Below are 19,234 nucleotides of genomic sequence, written 5' to 3'. Positions count from 1 at the left end.
GCTGCCGCGACCATCAACATCCTGTAATCAGCTCTGGGTCACCATCGGGCACTCCAGAGCTGTTCAGCCGTCGATGAATTGGCTAAAAATCCGCATATCCGTTCGCTAACGAAGTGCGCCCATGGATCAGATACTTTCCCTTCTCTCCGAAACCGTCCCCAAAGCCCGCAACCTGGAAGAGCTGACGCGGCCCCTGCTCACGCTGCTCGGCCAGGTCACCGGCATGGAGTCGACCTACCTGACCACCATCAACACCGACGAGGGCGTGCAGCGCGTCGAGTTCGCCCGCAACGTCGGCACCATGGAGATTCCCGAGGGGCTAGTGGTGCCCTGGGCGGATACGCTGTGCAAGCGCGCCCTGGACGAGAACCGCATGTACTCGGACAACGTCGCCGAATGCTGGGGCGACTCCGAGGCTGCCGCGGCCCTGGGCATCCGCACCTATGTGAGCGCACCGATCCGCGCCCAGGACGGCCAGGTGCTGGGCACCGTCTGCGCCGCCAGCTCCGCCCAGGTGGCGCGCGCTGCAGATGTGGAGCCGCTGCTGATGCTGCTGTCCGGGCTGCTGAGCTATTCCCTCGAGCGTGAGCGCCTGGTTGGGCGCCTGCAGGTGGCCAACAGCGAGCTGGCCAAGCTGGCCCTGACCGACGCCCTGACCGGACTACCCAACCGCCGCGCGGTGCTCAGCGACTTCGCCCACCTGTTCGCCCTGGCCCAGCGCGAGAGCCGCTACATCCTGGCGGCGGTCATCGACCTGGATGGTTTCAAGCAGATCAACGACACCCATGGCCACCTGGCTGGCGACCAGTTCCTGTGCGGCGTCGCCGCCCAGCTGCAGCACGGCATGCGCGCCAGCGACATCTTCGGCCGCACCGGTGGTGATGAGTTCGTGGTGATCGCCCTCGGCACGCCGGCCGACCATACCGATCTGACCGTCGGCATGAGCGAAGCCGCACAACATCTGCAGGAGCGCCTGACCAACGCGACCATCGGCCGCTACGAGCTGGGCAACGGCCTCGACGCGCTGCACTACACCGGCGCCAGTGTCGGCGTGGTGGCGGTGATCCCGGACAACATGACCACGGAAGAGGCGATCAAACTAGCCGACCGCGAGATGTACCGGGTCAAGCAGCAGCGCAAGCTGCAAAAGCACTAGGCCTTTAGCGCTTCACACAGACAAACAGCGCATTGCCCGAGGCTCCGTCCCAGGGTTCGATGCGCTGGTAGTCGTGCTCGAACACCTGCACTTCGAAATGCACCTCTAGCAGCGCCTGCAGCTCGGCAAAGCTCAGGGCGACCATGGGGTGCTCGTCCTGCCAGGCCTGGGTCACGCCGGCCGTGGTCTTCTCGATGCTCAGGCGCAGCGCCTGGCGCTCGCCCTCCCCGCCGTAAAACCAGCCGGAACCGAAGGCGAACAGGCTGCCCTCATGCTCCACCGTGTGGCGCACGAAGGAGCGGTTGTCGATCTTGTGCTTGTCCACCGCGTTGAAGCAGAACACCCCGCCCTCCGCGAGCGCCGCATGCACGCTGGCCAGGCACTCGCGCAGCTTGGCCAGCCCGGCGTTGTAGTGGATCGAGTAGAGGAAGCAGGTGATCAGGTCCAGCGGCTCGTCCACCTTGAAGTCGGCCATGTCCTGCCGGCTGAACTGCGCCTCGGGGCAGCGCTGCTGGGCGATGTCGAGCATCGGCTGGTTGATGTCCAGGCCGGCGCTGCGGTAGCCGAAGTCGAGGAAATGCCGCACGTGCGGGCCGGTGCCGCAGGCCAGGTCCAGATGGTTGCGCCCCGCATTGCCGAACAGCTGGTGCAGGCGACGCACGCTGTGGCTCTGCGCCTGGTAGTCGATATCGGCGCACATCAGGTCGTAGTAGGCGGACAGGTCGGTGTACAGCGCGTTGGAGGACATAGGCGGCCAGCGGGTTGGGCAGGGATTTCGGCGCGGCATGGTACCTCAAGCCGCGCCCGCCTCCCGCGAAAACAGACAACCCGCAGTCCTCTCCGCGGGTTGCTGCCCTGTTAGGCCGATGCCGTGTCCCTGACGCCTGCGGCGTAGCGACTGAGCGGCCGCGCCAGGCCGAGGTTGTCGCGCAGGGTCTGGCCCTCGTACTCGCGGCGGAACAGCCCGCGGCGCTGCAGCTCCGGCACAACCAGATCGACGAACTGGTCGAGGCCCTCCGGCAGGAACGGCGGCATCACGTTGAAGCCGTCCGCCGCGCCCTGGGTGAACCACTCTTCGAGCACATCGGCGACCTGCAGAGGCGTGCCGATCACCGTGTTGTGCCCGCGCGCGCCGGCGATCTTCAGGTACAGCTGGCGGATGGTCAGGTTCTCGCGCCGCGCCAGGTCGATGAACAGCGCCTGGCGGCTCTTCATCGCGTTGCTTTCCGGCAGTTCCGGCAGCGGCCCGTCCAGCGGGAACTGCGACAGGTCGAAGCCGCCAGCCATGCCCGCCAGCAGGCCGAGGCCGACGCGCGGATCGATCAGGTCCTGCAGCTCGGCGAACTTGTCCTCCGCCTCGCCCTGCGTCGCGCCGAGCACCGGCGAGATGCCCGGCATGATCTTCAGCTCGTCCGCCGTGCGCCCGTACTTGCCCAGCCGCCCCTTGAGGTCGGCGTAGAAGGTCTGGGCGCCGGCCAGGGTCTGCTGGGCGGTGAACACCACTTCGGCGGTGCGCGCGGCCAGCTCCTTGCCCGGCTCGGACGAGCCGGCCTGCACCAGCACCGGGTAGCCCTGCGGCGAGCGCGGGATGTTCAGCGGGCCGCGCACCCGCGGATAGTGCTCGCCACGGTGATCGAGCACATGCACCTTGGCCGGGTCGAAGAAACGCCCGCTGGCCTTGTCACGCACGAAGGCGTCGTCGTCGAAGCTGTCCCACAGGCCGGTGGCGATATCGATGAACTCCTCGGCGCGAGCATAGCGGTCGGCGTGTTCGTCGATGCGTTCCTGGCCGAAGTTCTGCGCCTCCAGGTCGATGGCCGAGGTCACCAGGTTCCAGCCGCTGCGCCCGCCGGAAAGGTGATCCAGCGAGGCGAAGCGACGAGCCAGCAGGTACGGGTCGTTGAAGGTGGTCGACACCGTGCTGATCAGGCCAATGTGTTGCGTCACCGTCGCCAGGCCGGCGAGCAGGATCAGCGGGTCGAACACGTCGCCGCTGGTGGTCAGGCTGGACAGCTCAGCCTGGCCCATCAGCGCCAGGTTGTCGGCGAAGAAGATGGCGTCGAACTTGCCACGTTCGGCGCTCTGCGCCACGCGCTTGAAGTGCTCGAAGTCCAGGCCGCCACCGGCCCAGGCGCGCGGGTGGCGCCAGGCGGCCAGGTGGTGGCCGCTGCTCATCAGGAAGGCACCCAGGCGAATCTTTCTATCACTCATGGGCCACCTCAGAAGTCGTAGCGCAGGCTGACGCCGGCGGTGCGCGGCTGGCCCAGCGAGCCGGTGTACAGACCGTTGCCGGCGGAGCCAACTGCCAGGTAGTACTCCTTGTCGGTGGCGTTCTTGACCCACAGCGAGGCATCCAGCTGGCCATCGCCGAGGTCCGTGCGCAGGCCGGCGGCGAAGTTGACCAGGCCGTAGCCGTCGATCTTCGACAGGTCGGAATTGTCCAGCGTGCCTTCGGCCTCGGAGCGGTAGGAGTAACCGGCGGCCACGTACGGCTGCAGGCGATTCTCCAGCTGCCAGGCGTACTCGCCGCTGAGGTTGGCGATCCACTTGGAGGCGCCCGCCACGCGTTCGCCGGACAGGTCGCAGGTGGCCGGGGCACCGGGCAGCGTGGCGACTTCCGCCGGGCACGGCGCGTCTTGGAAGCGCAGGTAGGTGACATCGTTGTAGGAACCGTTGAAGCGCAGGGTCAGGCCTCGCAGCGGCAGCGCGGTGGCCTCGAACTCCAGGCCGCGCGAACGCAGCTTGCCGGCGTTGGCCAGCACCTGATAGCCGGTCAGCGAGCCCGGCGGCTGGTACCAGGTGGTGGCCTGGTAGCCGTGGATGCCGGTCCAGAAGATATTGCCGTTGACCTGCAGGCGGTTGTCCAGCCAGGCGCTCTTCAGGCCCAGTTCGGCGTCGTTGGCGCGCTCCGGGCCGACCAGCAGCGAGTCGGCGCCGGCAGCCGGGGCGGACCCCACGGCCAGGTTGACCCCGCCGGACTTCTCGCCGTGCGACAGCGAGGCATAGCCGAGCAGGTCCGGATTGAACTGGTAGCTCAGGCTCAGCAGCATCGAGGGCGCAGCGTTGTACAGGCTGAGGTCGCCGGAGTCGTAGGCGCCGACCTGCCCCTCGCGGACGGTCGCGGCCAGGCCGCCGACCGGTGCGCCGCCGGTCGGTGCGAAGCGCTGCACGCGCGCCTGCTTCTCCTCATAGGTGCCACGCACACCGGCGGTGAAGTCGAGTTTGTCGGTCAGGTGCCAGGTGCCCTGGGCGAACAGGGCGAAGCTGTTGGTGTCGACCTTGCCGTTGGTCTTGGTGCTGACGTTGTTCAGCGCATCGAGGTTGAAGCCGATCAGGTTGAGGTCGGCTAGCGGGCCGAGGTCGGTGAAGATGCGGTTGCCCAGGTCCTGCTTGAAGGCATAGGCGCCGACCACGTAGTCGAAGGCGCCACCGCTGGGCGACGCCAGGCGTATCTCCTGGGAGAACTGGCGGTCGTGCACCTCGTAGCCGAGGTCGTCGATCACCGGCACGTCGAGCTGGTCGGCGTCGTTGGCCGGGTTGAAGTGCCAGTAGCGGTAGGCGCTGATCGAGGTCAGGGTGTAGCCGCCATCGAGGTTCCAGTTGGCCTCCAGCGAGTGGCCGTTCTGGTGCACGCTGACGTTCTGCCGCGCGTCGATGTTGCTGCGGCCGATCTGCGGCGTGGCGCCGACCAGGCTGGCGCGGTCCCAGAATTTCTGCGCGCCGCCGTAGATCACCGAGCTGCCGGAAGTGGAGTTCTCCTCGTTGTAGTCGCTGATCCAGCGCAGGCTGAAGTCATCGTCGGGCTGGAACAGCAGCTGCCCACGCAGGCCTTCGCGCTCGCCACCGAGCAAGGTGCGGTCGTCGTGGTCGTTCTCCAGGTAGCCGTCCTCGCGGGTGCGATAGAAGCCCAGGCGCCCGGCCAGGGTCTCGGTCAGCCCGCCGGACACCGAGCCCTTGCCCTGGAAGTAACCACGCTCGCCACCGGAGACTTCCAGGGTGCGTTCGGGGGTGAAGGTCGGCTTGCGCGTGCTGATGTTGAGCACGCCGGCAGTGGTGTTCTTGCCGAACAGGGTGCCCTGCGGGCCGCGCAGCAGCTCCAGCTGCTCGATATCGAGCAGATCGAAGGCGGCCATACCCGGGCGGCCCAGGTAGACATTGTCCAGATAGACCCCGGCGCTGCCTTCCAGGCCGTCGCTGGCCGGGTTGTTGCCGATGCCACGCACCGCCAGGCTGGAGACACGAGCGTGCACGTACGCCACGTTGACGCTGGGCAGCGCCTGCTGCAGGTCCTGGATGCGGTAGACCTTCTGGCTCTCCAGGTCGGCGCCGCTGAGGGCAGTGATCGGCGTCGGCACCGTCTGCGCATCCTCGGCGCGGCGACGCGCGGTGACGGTGATCTTGTCGAGGGTCGGCACGGCGGCCTCGGCGCTATCGACAGCTGCCTGCGTAGCCTCGCTCTCGGCAGCCTGCAGCATTTGCGGCAAGGCCAGCAGCAGGGCCAGGCTCAAGGGTTTCAACAATGCGCCGGCGACAGCCGGGCCATGGGCGATGGGGTGCATGGGTACTCCTAGGCACGGGCAGAGGGATGGCGAATCGCAGGTTCGCCTTGATACCGATGCTAGGGAGCGCCAGGGGGCGAGGATGGGCCTCGGCGGACAAGCCATAGTCCGCGGCGGACAAATACCGTGCTAGACGGCCAGCTCCAGTGCCGCGCGCTGCTGCTCGCGACGTACCCCGGGCAGGCGCGTGGCCGGCTGTAGGGCATGCCGGCGCCACTGCCCGGGAGTCTCTCCGGTCCAGCGGCGGAAGGCGCGGTTGAAGCTGCTCGGCTCGTTGAAACCGAGGCGGTAGCATACCTCGTTCACCGAGCATTCGGCTTCGCGCAGGTAGTCGAAGGCCAGGCGCCGGCGGCTGTCGTCGAGCAGTTCCTTGAAGCTGGTGGCCTGCTTCTGCAGGTGCCGATGCAGGTTGCGCACGCTCATGCCCAGGGCCTCGGCCACCACGCCCTGCTGCACCTCGCCATGCGGCAGCTGGCGCACGATGGCATCGCGCACGCGCCCGGCCAGATCCGGCGGCGACAGGCGCTGCAGGTAGGCGTTCATCACCCGGTCGAGGCCGCTGGCCACCTCGCGGTTGCCGGTGCGCAGCACCTGGGCCAGTGGCTGGGCGGCATATTCGATGGCGTTGCATGGCGCATCGAAACGCACCGGGCAGCCGAGCAGGTTCTCCCAGGGGCGTACGTCGGCCGGGCGAGGACGGGCCAGCTCCACCGCGGTGATGAACTCCATCTCCGCCCAGCTTTGCCGGGTCAGGCGCACCGCGCAGGCGATCAGCGCCTCGGTGGCGATCTGCTCTGCCTGCACGCCGGGCATGGGCCGGTAGAACAGCCGGTAGCGGCTGCCCTGCTCGATCAGTTCGAGATTGGCCGAGGTGGTTACTACTGCCGAATAGCGCACCACGCGCTGCAATGCCTCGGCGATGGTCACGCTGCTCTGGATGGCGAACAGCAGACCGTGGAAGTCGGTAGGGAAACAGTGCCGCGCCACGCGCAGGCCGAAGCAGTCATCGCCGCTGACCCGCCGCGCGGCACGCCACAGGCGGCTCATCATCGCCACCGGTATGCGCCGCTCGCCATCGGCGAGCCAGGCTGGATCGATGCCGGCCTCGCGCAGCAAGTCGGTGCTGGCGAAGCCTTCGGCATCCAGGGCCCGGCTCACGGCCTGGGCCCAGGTGGCGATGGTATGCACCTCGCTCACACGCGCCTCAGAGCAGGCCTTCGGCCCGCAGCGCCTGCTGCACGCCCGGACGTGCTGCCCATTGCTCGCCCACGCGCGCCACGGCAGTGAGCTGGTCGAACGGCTTGCCGATGCGCAGTAGCCAGCTGGCGAACACGCCGAGGTAGACGTCGGCCAGGGTGAAGCGCTCACCGACCAGCCACTGGCGATCCTGCAGGTGCGTGTCGATGTGTTCGAAGGCCTTGTACAGCTGCTGCACGGCCTGGGCGCGGATGCCCGGGTGCGCAGACTCGTCCGCCGAGTAGCGTTCGGGGCGGTTGAGCGGGCGGAACGAGGCGGTGTGCACCTCCGCCGCCAGGTAGCCGAGCCAGCTCTGGATCTGTGCGCGCTCGGCAGTGCCGGCCGCGGCGAACAGCGGTGTGCCGGGCACCTGGTCGGCCAGGTACGGCAGGATCGCGCTGTTCTCGGTGATCAGCGTGCCGTCGTCCAGCTGCAGGGCCGGCACCCGGCCCAGCGGATTGATCGCGTGGATTGGCGAGTCCGGCGTGCGCAGGGCAACCTTCTCGACCTGGATTGGCAGACCCAGCTCGTGCACGGCGATGTGCGAGGCCAGCGAGCAGGCGCCGGGGGAAATGTACAGGGAAGTCATGGGTTGTGTTCTCTCGAATGGCGTGCCGCCCTCCTCCCCGGCCACCAGCAGGCGGCCGGGGATTCGCAGCGGTTTAGAACGGCCGGCTGCCGGCCAGGCTGATGCGTTTCAGACGGCGGCGCTGGGTGGCCGGGAAGGCATTGCGCGCATGCAGGGTGGCCTGGTTGTCCCAGTACACGATGTCGCCCACTTCCCACTTGTGGGTGTAGTAGAAGCGCGGGTCCTGCAGGTGCTCGCGCAGGCGGCCGATCAGCGCGGCGCCCTGCTCCGGGTCGTAGCCGGGGATTTCCACCTCGGTGTGCACGCTAAGGTAGAGCAGGCGCTTGCCGCTCTCCGGATGCACGCGCACCAGCGGGTGCTCGGTGCCCTGGATCGGCTCGATGTCCGGGGTGCGGTAGGTGACGAAGCCGCCACCGCCGTAGCCGCCGTTCTTGATGCGCACGAAGGGGTTGTAATTGATCAGCCTGAGGCCATCGATCTCGCGACGGGTGTCCTCATCCAGCGCGCTATAGGCCAGTGCCAGGTTGGTCCAGCTGGTCTCGCCGCCCTGCTCCGGCACTTCCAGGGCGTAGAGCAGCGAGCCGGCCGACGGCGTCGGCGTCCACTGGTGGTCAGTGTGCGCCGGCAGGGCGAAGTTGCCCAGCTCGCCGTCGCCGGTATTGGCCACCTTGACGATGTCCGGCGCCTTGCCGTCGGCCCCGGAGGACAGCACGGCGAAGTCCGGATGCGGCTGGAACACCGAGCCGAACCAGGAGGTGAAGCGCAGGAACTGCTCGTCCTCCAGCTGCTGGCCCTTGAAGATCAGGATGTGGTGATCACGCAGGGCCTGCTTGAGGGCGAGGATCTGCTCCGGCGTCGGGTCGATGCGGCCATCGAGGCCATGCACCTCGGCGCCCAGCGGTGCGGCCAGGGGCTGGATGTGCAGGCCGTCGACGGGCTGGCGCAGGGCGGTAACGTTGCTGCTCATGGAGTTTTCCTCAACCTTTGCGGGTGGTTTGGCTGCGACGGCCATCGATGCTCACCGGCACGTCGCCGGCCAGGGTCACGCGGCGCACGATGCGGTCCTGCTGGCCGTAGTCGTCGACGGCGTAGTGCTGGGTCGCGCGGTTGTCCCAGATGGCCACGTCGCCCTCGGTCCAGCGCCAGCGCACGGTGTTCTCCAGACGCGTGACGTGGCCCTGGAAGACTTCGAACAGACGCTGCGAGTCGTCGCGCGACAGGCCCTTGATGCGTTTGACGAAGTGGCCGAGCAGCAGGCTGCGCTGGCCGCTCACCGGGTGCACGCGCACCAGCGGGTGCTCGGTCTCGTAGACGGTGGAGGCGAACACCTTGCGGTACTCCTCCAGCTTGGCCAGCTCGACGTTGGGGCGCACGCCGGCGTAGTCGTACTCGTTGCTGTGTACCGCCCAGAGCTTGTCGGCCAGCTCGCGCAGCTCCGGCGAGAGGTCCTGGTAGGCCGCCTCGGTGTTGGCCCAGACGGTGTCGCCACCGGCCTTGGCCGCCACTACCGAACGCAGGATCGAGGCCTTGGGATAGGCGTCGACGAAGGTCACGTCGGTGTGCCAGGAGTTGGCGCGCTGGCCCTGGGCGCCGTCCAGTTCGAGCAGGTAGTGAGTGCCTTCGCGCACCGGCACGGTGGGGTGCGCGATCGGTTCGCCGAGCAGCTTGGCGAAGGCCTCCTGGGCCTGGTCGTCGAGATGGTTCTGGGCGCGGAAGAACAGCACCTTGTGTTCCACCAGGGCGGCCTGGATGGCCTCCACGGTGGCAGAGTCCAGTTCGGCGGACAGGCTGATGTTGCGCACCTCGGCACCGATGCGGCCGGCGACCGGGTGGATGTCGAGTTGTACGATGGGTTGTACGGCGAGTGCGGCATTGCTCATGGTGTTTCTCCTTGAGGTTTGGCTATACGGCAGCCGGTTGTTCGTAGCGCGGTCATTCGCGCCCGATCAGAAGTCGTAACGCAGGGTCACGCCGGCGGTGCGCGGCTGGCCCACGGAGGCGGTGTAAGCGCCGTTGGTCATGGCGAAGGCGGTCAGGTAGTAGTCCTCGTCGGTGGCGTTGCGTACCCAGATCGAGGTGTCCAGTTCGCCCTCGCCCAGGTCGGCGCGCACACCGGCGGCCAGGTTGAGCAGGCCGTAGCCGTCGATCTTCGAGAGGTCGGAGTTATCCAGCGTGCCCTCGGCCTCGGAGCGGTAGGAGTAGCCAGCGTTGACGTAGGGGCGCAGGCCGCCGTCGAGTTGCCAGGCGTACTCGCCGTTGACGTTGCCGATCCATTTCGAGGCGCCGACCACGCGCTCGCCGGTCAGGTCGCACTTGGCGGTCGGGTTGACCGTGCTGACCTCGCCCGGGCACGGCGCGTCCTTGAAGCTCAGGTAGGTGACGTCGTTGTACGAGCCGTTGAAGTTCAGGGTCAGGCCGCGGATCGGCAGGTAGGTGGCCTCGAACTCCACGCCACGCGAACGCACGCTGCCGGCATTGGCCAGCACCGACACCGGGGTCGGCGAGCTGGCGTTGGTGGTCAGCGTGGTGGCCTGGTAGCCGTGGATGCCAGTCCAGAAGACGTTGGCGTTGAACAGCAGGCGGCCGTCGTTCAGCGTGCTCTTGAAGCCCAGCTCGGCGTCGTTGGCGCGTTCGGGGCCAACCACCAACGAGTCGGAACCGTAGCCAAACACCGGCGCCGTCAGGTTGACCCCGCCGGACTTCTCGCCATGGGACAGCGTGGCGTAGCCGAGCAGGTCGTCGGTGAAGCGGTAGCTCAAGCTGAGCAGGCCGGACGGCGAGGCGTTGTGCAGGCCGAAGTCGCCGGTATCGAGGGCGCCCATCTGGCGCTCGCGCGCTGCGTTGAGCGGCGGGATGCCGGACAGGTCCGCGCCGCCTTCGGGGGCGAAGCGATGCAGGCGCGCGGTCTTCTCCTCGTAGGTGCCACGGATGCCAGCGGTGAAGTCGAGGCGATCGGTGAGGTGCCAGTTGCCCTGGGCGAACAGGGCGAAGCTGTCGGTCTCGATCTTGCCGTTGGTCTGGGTACGCACGTTGTTGAAAATGCCGTTGTTGGCACCGGTCAGGAACAGGTCGGCGTAGGGGCCGAAGTCCTGCACGGTCTTGTTGCCCAGGTTCTGGTTGAACAGGTAGGCGCCGAGCACGTAGTCGAAGCTGCCGCCGGTGGGCGATGCCAGGCGGAATTCCTGGGAGAACTGCCGGTCGTGCACTTCCACGCCACTGTGGGTGAAGGCCTCGACGTCGGTGAGGTCGGCATCGTTGCGCGGGATGAAGTGCCAGTAGCGGTAGCCGCTGATGGAGGTGAAGGTGTAGCCGCCATCCAGGTTCCAGTTGGCCTCCAGCGAGGTGCCGCCCTGGAAGACGTTCACCGACTGCACGCCGTCGATGTTCACTTCGCGCTTCTTCACGTCGTACTGCGGGTTGGCGCCGATCAGCGCGGCGCGCTCGCGGAAGCGGTCGGTGATGCCGTACAGGGCCCACACGCCGTTGCTGGAGTTCTCTTGGTTGTAGTCGGTGATCCAGCGCAGGCTGAAGTCGTCGTTCGGCTCGAACAGCAGCTGGCCGCGCGCGCCCTCGCGCTCGCCGCCGACGAAGGTGCGGTCGTCGTGCTGGTTGTCGATGTAGCCGTCGTCACGAGTACGATAGGCCGACAGACGCCCGGCCAGAGTCTCGGTCAGCGGCCCGGAGACGGTGCCCTTGCCCTGGAACAGGCCGCGCTCGCCGCCGGTGATCTCGATGTTGCGCTCGGGGGTGAAGGTCGGCTTGCGGGTGCTGATGTTGATCACCCCGGCCGTGGTGTTCTTGCCGAACAGGGTGCCTTGCGGGCCGCGCAGCAGCTCTAGCTGCTCGACGTCGAGCAGGTCGAACACGGCCATGCCGGGGCGGCCGAGGTAGATGTTGTCGAGGTAGATCCCGGCGCTGCCTTCCAGGCCGTCGCTGGCCGGGTTGTTGCCGATGCCGCGCACCGCCACGCTGGACTGGCGCGCATGGATGTAGGCGACGTTGACGCTTGGCAGGACCTGCTGCAGGTCCTGCACCTTGTAGACCTTCTGCTGCTCCAGGGTGGCGCCGCTCAGCGTGGTGATCGGCGTCGGCACGTCCTGCACGTTCTCCTCGCGGCGGCGGGCGGCGGTGACGGTAACGGTGCTCAGGGCCTGCTCCTGCTCGGCTTCCGGCGTGGCGGCGGCCTCCTCGGCATGGGCCTGGCCTGGCGCGGCCAGGCTGCCCAGCGCCAGCAGCAGGGTCAGGGCGTATTCGGGGGCGGCCAGCCGCTGCAGTGACAGCGGGCGGGCCACGGCTTGCAGCGTGCTGGCTTGCGACGTTCGTGCATGACTCATCGATGTATTCCTTGGGCTGTGGCGCGCTGCCGAATTCGGGCAGCAGCGGGCCGCATCGCGCGGCGAGCGCGATGGACTGAAACGGTGTTGACGGTGAAGGCGAGCCGGCGCGGCGGCTCAGGAGCGGGTCAGCGACAGCGAAGCGCGGACCGCGGCGAAATCGGCATCTGCATGGTTCTCCCCCCAGGTTGCTCGGCCATATCTATATTCCTTTTGGATCTAATTTTATGAATTTACTTAGATTGACGGAATAAGAGCCTGCATTTAAAACCTGCACCACGGAAGTCACAAATGCCTTCTGCCTATATTTTCAATGCCGGGAACGCATCATGGATCTGCGCCAACTCCGCTACTTCCTCGCCCTCCACGAGCACCGCAGCTTCGTGCGCGCAGCCGATGCCATGGGCATCACCCAGCCGGCCTTCAGCCGCAGCATCCAGGGCCTGGAGCATGAGCTGGGCTGCGTACTGGTGGACCGCGCGAGCAAGGACCTGCGCCCCACCCCCGAAGGCCAGGTGGTGCTGCAGCACGCGCTGGCGCTGGTGCGCGGCGCCAGCAACCTGAGCCACGAGATCAACCAGATGACCAAGCTCGACGCCGGCGAGCTGCGCTTCGGCTGCGGCCCGGCCCTGGCCGCGCGCCTGGTGCCCGAGGCGCTGCTGCAGTTCATGCAGCGCTACCCGCGCATCCGCGCACGCTTCGAGGTGAACAACTGGGAGAGCCTGAGCCGCAGCCTGGGCCGCGACGAGATCGAGTTCTTCATCGCCGACATCCGCCACTTCGAATCCGACCCCAGCGTACAGACCCAGGCCCTGCGCCCGCGCCCCGGCCTGTTCTTCTGCCGCCCCGGGCACCCGCTGCTGGCCAAGGAGAGCCTGTCGACCAACGACCTGTTCGACTACCCGCTGGCCGCCACGCGCATCCCCATGGGCGTGCGCAAGATGCTCGCCAACCTGAGCGGCAAGACCAGCTTCGATCCGCAGCTGGAGTGCGAGCACTTCCCCCTGCTGGAAGAGCTGGTGCGCCGCAGCGACGCCGTTGGCGTGGCCACCCACGAAGCCCTGAGCGAGCCGCTGGCGCGCGGCGAACTGGTGCAGCTGTACCTGCGCAACCTGCCCACCAACGTGGACAGCCTCAGCGCGCGCTGCGGCATCGTCACCCGCACCGGCTTCCGCCTGTCGCCAGCGGCCAGGGCGATGATCGAGCTGCTCACCAACCTGGACCAACAACAGAGCGTGACGGCGGCGGCCTGAACCGCGCCGCCTAGTACACCGACAACAAGCAATGCCACGCGTGCACCTACGGGGCACTTCGCCCCTTCTATCGACGATGGCAACGAGGACAACACAATGAGTCTGGATATCTTCTGGTTCCTGCCGACCTCCGGCGACACCCGCTACCTGGGCCACTCGGCCAGCGGCCGGCCGGCGACCAACGCCTACATGCGGCAGATCGCCGTGGCCGCCGACCAGCTCGGTTACGACGGCCTGCTGATTCCCACCGGCGCCAGCTGCCTGGATCCCTGGGTGACCGCCGCCAGCCTGGTGCCGGTCACTCAGCGCATCAAGCTGCTGGTGGCCTTGCGCACCTCGCTGGGCAACCCCACTGCGTCGGCGCGCCAGGCCGCCAGCCTGGACCAGGCCAGCAATGGCCGCCTGCTGCTCAACGTGGTGCCCGGCGGCGATGCCACCGAACTGGCCGCCGATGGCGTATTCCTCAAGCATGACGAGCGCTACGAGGCCTCCGACGAGTTCCTCACCATCTGGCGCCGCCTGCTGCAGGGCGAGACCGTCGACTTCGAGGGCAAGCACCTCAAGGTCGAGGGCGCGCAGAACTTCTTCCCGCCGGTGCAGCAGCCCTACCCGCCTCTGTACTTCGGTGGTTCCTCCCCTGCTGCCCACGAACTGGCGGCCAAGCACGTGGACGCCTATCTGACCTGGGGCGAACCGCCCGCCGCCGTCGCCGAGAAGATCGCCGACGTGCGCGAGCGCGCCGCCAAGCATGGCCGCACCGTGCGCTTCGGCGTGCGTCTGCACGTGATCGTGCGCGAGACCAACGAGGCCGCCTGGGCCGCCGCCGATGAGCTGATCAGCCACCTCGACGACGCCACCATCGCCGCCGCCCAGGCCAACTACGCGAAGATGGATTCGGTCGGCCAGCGGCGCATGGCCGAGCTGCATGGCGGCGACCGCAACAAGCTGGAAGTCGCACCCAACCTGTGGGCCGGCGTCGGCCTGGTGCGCGGCGGCGCCGGTACCGCCCTGGTCGGTGATCCCGAGACCGTGGCCGCTCGCCTGCTGGAGTACGCCGAGCTGGGCGTCGACAGCTTCGTGCTGTCCGGCTACCCGCACCTGGAAGAGGCCTATCGCTTCGCCGAACTGGTGTTCCCGCTGCTGCCCGGCAAGGGCAAGGTGACGGTGGACGGCGCCTTCACCGGCGGCGCCTTCGACATCCGCGCCAGCAAGGAAAAAGTCCAGGCCGCGTAACACCATTTCGTTCTGGAACGGCCCTTTCCAGGCTGCCAACAGCCTGCTGGGCTCGCCTTTCGGCCACGTCGATCCGAGTGCAGGCTCATGTCCGATGGTCATCGCGTTGCCACACCGATGCGCCAGACTGGAGACCGCTTTTCAGGAAGATCGAGATGGTCATGACACTTCGCAGCTGGCTGTATGGCTGCGCTCTGTTGCTGGGGTGCTGGTGTACGGCAGGTAACGCGCAATCACTGCGCAGTGGCGGCACGCTATGGCCGCCCTTCAGCTACGAGGATGCCCAGGGCAACGCCCGTGGCATCGCCGTCGACATCGCCAGCCAGGTGGCCAGGCAGAACGACCTGCAGCTGGAGTTCCTGTTCTACCCCACCCGCCGCCTCAACCTGCTGCTGGACAACGGCAGCCTCGATCTCAACTACGCCGACTCGCCGCTGTGGAATGGCCCGCAGGCGGACCAGCGCTTCGTCTACTCGCAGCCCTACCTCACGGTGCGCGAGTACCTCTACTTCCGCGCCGAACATCCCGAGCGCCAGCAACCGCTGGAGCGGCTGCACGGGCTGCGCATCGGCACCGTGCGCGGCTACAGCTACCCGCTGCTCGGCGAGGCCATGGCCAGCGGTCGCCTGAAGGAAGTGGAGACCTCGGACGACGCCGTGCTACTCGACCTGCTATTGCGGGAACGGGTGGACGCGATTGCCATGGTCGACGACGTGTTCGTCAACCTGCTCAGCGCCCGCCAGCTCGATCCGGCGCGCTTCACCCGCAGCGCCCAGCTCAGCGAGGCACCGCTGGTGATCAAGCTGCAGGAGCGCCACGCCGAGCGCTTGCCGGCGCTGAACGCGACGCTGCGCAGGATGATGGAGAGCGGTGAAGTGGAGCGCATCCGCCGGGCCTACCTGAGCAACGTGGCAGACGGGGCCGAGCGTTAGGCGGCGGACGACTCCTCGAAGGCCTGGACCGCCGCCTCTGCGCGGCGGCGCAGGCGATCCAGCTCGGCCTGCTTGGCCGCGTTGTCGATAGGCCCATGTTCCTGCAGGAACGACTTGAGAGCGGTGAAAGCATCCATGCGCGCCTGCAGCAGGCGCTGCGCCTCGATGATTGAACGGCTCATCGAACCTCCTGGAGCATTCTGTGGCGCCGACCATCGGCGGCCAGGTGCACAGAGCCTAGAGCAGCCCACCCGGTCCGTCGCAGTGGCAGGTGGTCGCAGGCACCTGCAAGCCAGCAATGGCGCTGCCTAGAGCAGCTGCGGCAACGACAGCAGGACGAGGATCAGCCCGGAAATCGCCAGCAGGCCGAGCACCACACGGCGGAACGCCTGGTCGCTGATGCGGTGGTACAGGCGCACGCCAAGCAGGGTGGGAATCAGGGTCGCGGCGATCACTACGGGGAACAGTCCGAGCGCTTCGTGGGTGATGGTGCCGGACACCAGGTAGGTGACCATCACCAGCGCCTGCAGCGCCAGGTTGAAGCCCTGGATCACCGCACGCTGGGTATCACGGTCCCAACCCTTGAGCGTGGCCCACAGCGCCGGCGCCGGACCGGTCAGCCCGCCGAGACCACCCATGATGCCGCCCAGCACACCGACGCCCGCATCGGCCGCAGGACCACCGCGACTGATGCGCGGCAGCTCGGCGGACAGCAGCATGAGCGGGCACCAGATGGCCAGCAGCAGACCTACGCCGAAGCGGAACAGCGTGGGGTCGACCTGATGCAGCAACAGCACGCCAAGCGGCGCGCCGAGCAGGCCGCCAGCGACCATGGGCAGCAGATGCCGCGCAGTGAAGATGCGCCGCAGCGCGCCGGCGGCCAGCAGTTGCCCGGTCAGCGAACCGCACACCACCAGCGGCCCGGTCAACGTCGGCTCCAGCGCCCAGGCCCAGACGGCCATGGCCACCAGGCCGAAGTTGGAACCGGACAGCCCCTGGACGAAGCCCGCCAGCGCGGCACCCAGCACCACGATCAGCAGCAGGCTATCCATGCTTCAGCAACCCATGCGCCAGCGACGCCTCGCCATGCCTGAGATCAGCGGCGAGGCGCCCTCCCCGCGTGATCAGCCGCGTGCCAGCGGCGGCGTGCGCGGCGGCACCAGGCGCTTGCTGCCGGTGGCCTCGTAGCCCGCCGCCAGGCTCAGCAGCTTGGCGTCGTCGTAGGCACGGCCGGCGAAGGTCAGGCCCACCGGCATGCCGATGTCGGCCATCACGCCCATCGGCACGGTGACGGTGGGCACGCCCAGGTGGCGGATGGCGAGGTTGCCGTTGGCCACCCAGATACCGTTGCTCCAGGCGATGTCGGCGGACTGCAGATTCACATCGGCATCGGCCGGGCCAACGTCAGCGACGGTGGGGAACAGCACGGCGTCGAGGCCCTGCTGGTCCATCCAGTCCTCGAGGTCGAGCTTGCGAGTCTTTTCCAGGCCACGCAGGCCGTCGGGCACGGTAGCGATCTGGTCCCAGGCCTTGATGCCGCGCTTGGCCATGTTGACGTACTCGTCCATGCCCGCGGCAAGGTCGTCCTCGCGGTTCGGCAAAGTGCCCGGGTCGTGCGGGAAGATCTGCGGGCCATCGACATCAGCCAGCTGGTTCAGCTTGGGGTCGCCATTGGCACGGAGGAAGTCGTCGAAGGCCCAGCCGGACAGCTCCCACAGCTCGTCATGCAGGAATTCCGGGCTGACGATGCCACGGTTGAACACGGTGGAGGCGCCCGGACGGTCGCCCTCGCAGTTGGACACCAGCGGGAACTCGACCTCGACCACTTCGGCGCCAGCCGCTTCCAGGGCCTTGCGCGAGGCCTCCCAGAGGTCGATCACCGCGGCGCGGGTATTGATGCGCTGGCCGGTCGGGCCACCGATGCCGGGCTTCTCGCTGGTACCAGCCAGTTCGTCCTTGTTGATGAACATGCGCGGCACGCCCAAGCGCTTGCCCTTGAGCGCGGCCGCGCCGCTGGCCAGGGCCAGGTAACTGGCCGGGCGCACTTCCGCGACCGCCGGGATCGGTACCCAGGGCTGCAGGCGCCACAGGTCGCCACGTTTGTCCGGGTCCTCGGCAACCACCACTTCGAGCACTTCCAGCAGGTCGGCCATGGTCCGCGCGTAGGGCACCACCACATCCATGGTCGGGGTCAGCGGCCAGTTGCCGCGCACCGAGATCACCCCACGCGACGGGGTGTAGGCGCACAGGCCGTTGTTCGAGGCCGGGCCACGACCGCTGGACCAGGTTTCCTCGGCCAGGCCGAAGGCGGAGAAGCTGGCGGCAGTGGCAGTGCCGGCGCCGTTGGACGAGCCGGAGGCGAACGGCGCGGTCAGATAGCTGGCGTTGTACGGGCTCTCGGCACGGCCGTAGACACCGCGCTGCATGCCGCCGTTGGCCATGGGCGGCATGTTGGTCTTGCCCAGGCAGATGGCGCCACCGGCGCGCAGGCGCTCGATGGTGAAGGCGTCGCGCTGGGCGACCAGGTCCTTGAAGGCCGGGCTGCCGGAGGCGGCGGTGAGGCCCTTGACCAGGTAGCTGTCCTTGGCGGTGTAGGGGATGCCGTCCAGCGGGCCGAGGGTCTCGCCACGGGCGCGGCGGGCATCGGAAGCCTCGGCCTCGGCCAGCGCCTCGGGATTACGCACCACCACGGCGTTGAGCTTGGTGGACGTGTTCGGGCCGTCGTAGGCATCGATCCTCGCCAGGTAGGCCTTGACCAGCTCTACCGCCGTGGTGCGACCGGATTCGAGCGCGGCGCGCAGCTCGGCAATGGAAACCTCGGTTACCTCGATCATCTTGTCCCCGCTAACGCTGATAGTTGTCCGGCGAGCGCCTGCGGCGGGCCGGACTTTGGAATTGGATGTCAATTATGTCAAACAGCCAGTCCGTTATGTCAAACACTCTCTGCTCGCACGGTGATAAGCGTGCACGCTAGAAGGTAGCCAAGGTGCTGCCGGCCGGGCTTTGGCCCGGCCGAGCCTGGCGTACTCAGATGCGGAAGCTGCCGACCAGCTGCTGCAGGCGCGCGGCCTGTTGCTCCAGGTCGCCACAGGCGCGCAGGGTCGCCTGCAGGTTTTCCACGCCTTCCTGGTTGAGGGTGTTGATCTCGGTGATGTCCATGTTCAGCGCCTCGACCACGGCGGTCTGCTCCTCGGTGGCGGTGGCCACCGACTGGTTCATGCCGTCGATCTCGCCGATGCGCAGGGTCACGCTGCCCAGGCGCTCGCCGGCCTTGTTGGCGATCTCCACGCTCTGTTCGCTGTAGCGCTGGCTCTCGGTCATGGTAGTGACCGATTCGCGGGCATCCACCTGCAGCTCCTCGATCATCTTCTGGATTTCCTGCGCCGACTCCTGGGTGCGGTGGGCCAGGTTGCGCACCTCGTCCGCCACCACGGCGAAGCCGCGTCCGGCCTCGCCGGCGCGGGCCGCCTCGATGGCCGCGTTGAGCGCCAGCAGGTTGGTCTGCTCGGAGATGCTCTTGATCACCTCGAGGATCTGGCCGATGTTGACCGTCTTGCTGTTCAGCGCCTCGATGTTGGAGCTGGAGGCACTGATCTTCTCCGACAGCTCGTTCATCGCCGAGATGGTCTTCTGCAGAACCTGGCTGCCTTCTTCCGCCAGCTCGCGGGCATCGGAGGCCTGGTGCGAGGCATCGGCGGCGTTGCGCGCGATCTCCTGGGCGGCGGCGCCGAGTTCGTTGATCGCGGCGGCCACGCTGTTGGTACGGGTGGCCTGCTCATCCGAGTTGGCCATCGACGAGTTGGAGGCGCTGACCACCAGCTTGGCCACTTCGTTGAGCTGGCCGGTGGCCGAGGACACCTCGCGAATCGAGCCGTGGATACGCTCGACGAACTGGTTGAAGGAGCCGGCCAGCTCGCCGAACTCGTCATTGCTCTGCACGCT

Annotated in this window: 16 protein-coding genes; 4 read left to right on the top strand and 12 right to left on the bottom strand. The window is 67.7% G+C overall.

Features of this window, described 5'->3' with window-relative positions:
* The first annotated feature begins 121 nt into the window (after positions 1 to 121).
* Positions 122 to 1,156, top strand: coding sequence for a sensor domain-containing diguanylate cyclase (locus PTT45_RS02370; RefSeq protein WP_273811335.1), 1,035 nt, complete (start codon positions 122 to 124; stop codon positions 1,154 to 1,156).
* A 4-nt stretch (positions 1,157 to 1,160) separates the two neighbouring features.
* Here PTT45_RS02370 and PTT45_RS02365 read toward each other — a convergent pair whose 3' ends face one another.
* The 8 genes from PTT45_RS02365 to PTT45_RS02330 form a co-directional block, all read right to left on the bottom strand.
* Positions 1,161 to 1,904 (bottom strand): class I SAM-dependent DNA methyltransferase, encoded by a 744-nt coding sequence (locus PTT45_RS02365; RefSeq protein WP_273811334.1) that lies wholly within the window; start codon positions 1,902 to 1,904, stop codon positions 1,161 to 1,163.
* A 110-nt stretch (positions 1,905 to 2,014) separates the two neighbouring features.
* Positions 2,015 to 3,367, bottom strand: coding sequence for an LLM class flavin-dependent oxidoreductase (locus PTT45_RS02360; RefSeq protein ID WP_273811333.1), 1,353 nt, complete (start codon positions 3,365 to 3,367; stop codon positions 2,015 to 2,017).
* A gap of 8 nt (positions 3,368 to 3,375) precedes the next feature.
* Entirely contained in the window at positions 3,376 to 5,715 is a 2,340-nt protein-coding gene (locus tag PTT45_RS02355; RefSeq protein ID WP_273811332.1) for a TonB-dependent receptor, read from the bottom strand.
* A gap of 129 nt (positions 5,716 to 5,844) precedes the next feature.
* Complete coding sequence (locus tag PTT45_RS02350; protein WP_273811331.1) at positions 5,845 to 6,912, bottom strand: AraC family transcriptional regulator; 1,068 nt, start codon at positions 6,910 to 6,912, stop codon at positions 5,845 to 5,847.
* Positions 6,913 to 6,919: 7 nt separating this feature from the next.
* Entirely contained in the window at positions 6,920 to 7,540 is a 621-nt protein-coding gene (locus PTT45_RS02345; RefSeq protein ID WP_273811330.1) for a glutathione S-transferase C-terminal domain-containing protein, read from the bottom strand.
* A gap of 73 nt (positions 7,541 to 7,613) precedes the next feature.
* Entirely contained in the window at positions 7,614 to 8,507 is an 894-nt protein-coding gene (locus tag PTT45_RS02340) for a TauD/TfdA dioxygenase family protein (RefSeq protein WP_273811329.1), read from the bottom strand.
* 10 nt (positions 8,508 to 8,517) lie between these two features.
* Positions 8,518 to 9,420, bottom strand: coding sequence for a TauD/TfdA dioxygenase family protein (locus tag PTT45_RS02335; RefSeq protein ID WP_273811328.1), 903 nt, complete (start codon positions 9,418 to 9,420; stop codon positions 8,518 to 8,520).
* 66 nt (positions 9,421 to 9,486) lie between these two features.
* Entirely contained in the window at positions 9,487 to 11,874 is a 2,388-nt protein-coding gene (locus tag PTT45_RS02330; RefSeq protein WP_273811327.1) for a TonB-dependent receptor, read from the bottom strand.
* A gap of 329 nt (positions 11,875 to 12,203) precedes the next feature.
* On the opposite strand from PTT45_RS02330, the gene PTT45_RS02325 reads away from it, so the two are divergent.
* The 3 genes from PTT45_RS02325 to PTT45_RS02315 all read left to right on the top strand — a co-directional run bounded on the left by PTT45_RS02325 (position 12,204) and on the right by PTT45_RS02315 (position 15,292).
* Positions 12,204 to 13,127, top strand: coding sequence for a LysR family transcriptional regulator (locus PTT45_RS02325; protein WP_273811326.1), 924 nt, complete (start codon positions 12,204 to 12,206; stop codon positions 13,125 to 13,127).
* A gap of 96 nt (positions 13,128 to 13,223) precedes the next feature.
* Entirely contained in the window at positions 13,224 to 14,360 is a 1,137-nt protein-coding gene (gene ssuD / locus PTT45_RS02320) for an FMNH2-dependent alkanesulfonate monooxygenase (RefSeq protein ID WP_273811325.1), read from the top strand.
* A gap of 161 nt (positions 14,361 to 14,521) precedes the next feature.
* Positions 14,522 to 15,292: a substrate-binding periplasmic protein gene (locus tag PTT45_RS02315; RefSeq protein WP_273811324.1), complete on the top strand. Its 771-nt coding sequence runs from the start codon at positions 14,522 to 14,524 to the stop codon at positions 15,290 to 15,292.
* Here the strand turns inward: PTT45_RS02315 and PTT45_RS02310 are convergent.
* From PTT45_RS02310 to PTT45_RS02295, 4 genes are all read right to left on the bottom strand, one after another.
* On the bottom strand, positions 15,289 to 15,474 hold the full coding sequence (locus tag PTT45_RS02310; protein WP_273811323.1) for a hypothetical protein: 186 nt from the start codon (positions 15,472 to 15,474) through the stop codon (positions 15,289 to 15,291). The two genes, PTT45_RS02315 and PTT45_RS02310, sit on opposite strands and share 4 nt — an antisense overlap.
* 126 nt (positions 15,475 to 15,600) lie before the next feature.
* Positions 15,601 to 16,344: a sulfite exporter TauE/SafE family protein gene (locus PTT45_RS02305; RefSeq protein WP_273811322.1), complete on the bottom strand. Its 744-nt coding sequence runs from the start codon at positions 16,342 to 16,344 to the stop codon at positions 15,601 to 15,603.
* Positions 16,345 to 16,416: 72 nt separating this feature from the next.
* Positions 16,417 to 18,126, bottom strand: coding sequence for an amidase (locus tag PTT45_RS02300; protein ID WP_273811321.1), 1,710 nt, complete (start codon positions 18,124 to 18,126; stop codon positions 16,417 to 16,419).
* A 193-nt stretch (positions 18,127 to 18,319) separates the two neighbouring features.
* Positions 18,320 to 19,234 (bottom strand): methyl-accepting chemotaxis protein (locus PTT45_RS02295; RefSeq protein ID WP_273811320.1); only part of this gene is annotated, 915 nt, incomplete at its 5' end.

This window comes from Pseudomonas sp. Gutcm_11s, assembly GCF_028649395.1.
Taxonomy (GTDB): Bacteria; Pseudomonadota; Gammaproteobacteria; order Pseudomonadales; family Pseudomonadaceae; genus Aquipseudomonas.
This window is presented reverse-complemented; position numbering and strand designations above follow the sequence as displayed.